This is a genomic window from Mycolicibacter senuensis (genome assembly GCF_003284925.1).
Taxonomy (GTDB): Bacteria; Actinomycetota; Actinomycetes; order Mycobacteriales; family Mycobacteriaceae; genus Mycobacterium; species Mycobacterium algericum_A.
Genome location: NZ_QMEX01000257.1, coordinates 1 through 2,642 on the forward strand (window position 1 = coordinate 1; position 2,642 = coordinate 2,642).

Annotated in this window: 2 protein-coding genes; both read left to right on the forward strand. The window is 68.2% G+C overall.

The features are described from left to right. A partial coding sequence (gene secD, locus DQP56_RS23775) for a protein translocase subunit SecD (protein WP_234825806.1) occupies positions 1-1,454 on the forward strand: 1,454 nt, incomplete at its 5' end. A gap of 4 nt (positions 1,455-1,458) precedes the next feature. Further along, on the forward strand, positions 1,459-2,642 hold a 1,184-nt coding region (gene secF, locus DQP56_RS23780; protein WP_112689520.1), incomplete at its 3' end, for a protein translocase subunit SecF.

The window sequence follows — 2,642 nt, forward strand, 5'->3', positions numbered from 1 at the left end:
GCGGCGAGGGTGCCCTGGGCGGCAACGGCGGCCCCCTTCAGCAACCGCTGTTCCCGCCGGCTCAGCCGCGGCCCTATCCGCAGGAACCGGCTCCCGCTCCGGGCACCACCTCGGAGAGCCCCGAACCGGAGGACGCCACCGAGACCACTACGCCGGGCGTCTCCGAGGCCCCGGCGCCCACACAACCGGGCGCACCGGCCCAGCCGCCCGTCCCGGGTGCCCAACTGCCGGGCCTGCCCGGTCTGCCCGGTCTGCCGGGCGTACCAGGCCAGCCCGGCCAGCCGCAGGGCCTGGCGGCTCGCATCGCCGCCGAGAAGCGGTTGCGGCAAAGCGACAACAAGGTGGTGCAGGCGCTGGCGCTGCAGATCCAGGCCAGCCGGTGCGACAAGGAAGACATCCTGGCCGGCAACGACGACCCGGACCTGCCGCTGGTGACCTGCTCCCAGGACCATCAGACCGCCTACCTGCTGGCGCCGTCGATCATCAGCGGTGACCAGATCGCCGACGCCAGCTCGGGCATGGACCAGCGCAGCGGCGCCAACATCGTGCAGGTGCAGTTCAAGAACGGCGCGGCCGACGTCTGGGCCGACTACACCGCGGCCCACATCGGCACCCAGACCGCGTTCACGCTGGACTCGCAGGTGGTCAGCGCACCGCAGATCCAGGAGGCCATTCCCGGCGGTCGGACCCAGATCACCGGCGGCTCACCGGGGTTCACTCAGGACGAGGCGCGCCAGTTGGCCAACGTGTTGAAGTACGGTTCCCTGCCGCTGTCGTTCGAGTCCTCGGAAGCCGAAACCGTCTCGGCCACACTGGGAATGACGTCGCTGCGGGCCGGCCTGATCGCCGGCGCGATCGGCCTGCTGCTGGTGCTGGTGTATTCGCTGCTCTACTACCGGGTGCTCGGGGTGCTCACCGCGCTATCGCTGGTGGTCGCCGGCGCCATGGTCTACGCGATCCTGGTGCTATTGGGCAGATACATCAACTACACGCTCGACCTGGCCGGCATCGCCGGTCTGATCATCGGTATCGGCACCACCGCCGACTCCTTCGTGGTGTTCTTCGAACGCATCAAGGACGAGATCCGGGAAGGCCGGTCCTTCCGCTCCGCGGTGCCACGCGGATGGACCCGGGCCCGCAAGACCATCGTGTCGGGCAACGCGGTGACCTTCCTGGCCGCGGCGGTGCTGTACTTCCTGGCGGTCGGCCAGGTGAAGGGCTTCGCGTTCACGCTGGGGCTGACCACCATCCTCGACCTGGTGGTGGTGTTCCTGGTGACCTGGCCGCTGGTCTATCTGGCGTCCAAGTCGTCGACGCTGGCCAAGCCGAGCTACAACGGCCTCGGCGCGGTGCAGCAGGTCGCACGTGAGCGGCGGGCGGTGGCGAGATCGGGTGGCAGACCCGCAGCCAAAACGGGCGCGCGGGTGAGCGCCCAGTCGACGGGACAGGGATAGCCAGATGGCCAAACCGAGCACCAGCAGCGGCACGAAGAGCGCCACGAAGGCCGCGAAAGGCGAGGCAGGCGCGGTCGAACTCACCGAGACCGGCACCGCCGTGGAGGAGACGGCCCGCAAGCCCACCGGCGCCCCGCGGCCGCCGCAACACGGCTTCCTGTCGCGGCTCTACACCGGCACCGGCGCGTTCGAGGTCATCGGTAAGCGGCGGATGTGGTACGCGATCAGCGGCGCGATGGTCGCGATCGCGATCCTGAGTATCTTGATCCGCGGCTTCACCTTCGGCATCGACTTCGCCGGCGGCACCAAGGTGTCGTTCCCGCGCGGCGACACCTCGGTCACCCAGGTCGAGCAGGTGTTCCGCGACACCGTCGGCAACAGTCCTGAATCGGTGGTCGTGGTCGGCAACGGCAGCTCGGCGACGGTGCAGGTCCGCGCCGAGACGCTGACCAACGAGCAGACCGATAAGCTGCGCGACGCACTGTTCGACGCGTTCCAGCCGGTCGGCCCCGACGGGCAACCCAGCAAGCTGGCGATCAGCGACTCGGCGGTGTCGGAGACCTGGGGTGGGCAGATCACCCAGAAGGCCGTGATCGCGCTGGTGGTGTTCCTGCTGCTGGCGTCGCTCTACATCACCGTGCGCTACGAGTGGTACATGACCCTGGCGGCGATGATCTCGATGATCTTCGACGTCGTTGTCACCGCCGGGGTGTATTCGCTGGTCGGGTTCGAGGTCACGCCCGCCACCGTGATCGGCTTGTTGACCATCCTCGGGTTCTCCATCTACGACACCGTCATCGTGTTCGACAAGGTCGAGGAGAACACCCACGGCTTCGAGCACAAAACCCGGCGCACCTTCGCCGAAGAGGCCAACCTGGCGGTCAACCAGACCTTCATGCGGTCGATCAACACCAGCCTGATCTCGGCGCTGCCGATCATGTCGCTGATGGTGGTCGCGGTGTGGCTGCTGGGGGTGGGAACGCTCCAGGACCTGGCGCTGGTGCAGTTGGTCGGCGTTGTCGTGGGCACCTACTCGTCGATTTATCTGGCCACACCGCTGCTGGTCACGCTGCGGGAACGCACCGAACTGGTGCAGAACCACAACCGCCGGGTGATGCGGCGGCGTCAAGCCGGGGCGGGTTCGAAAGCCGCGCCGGCCGACGACGCGGCCGATGTCGACGAGGGGGA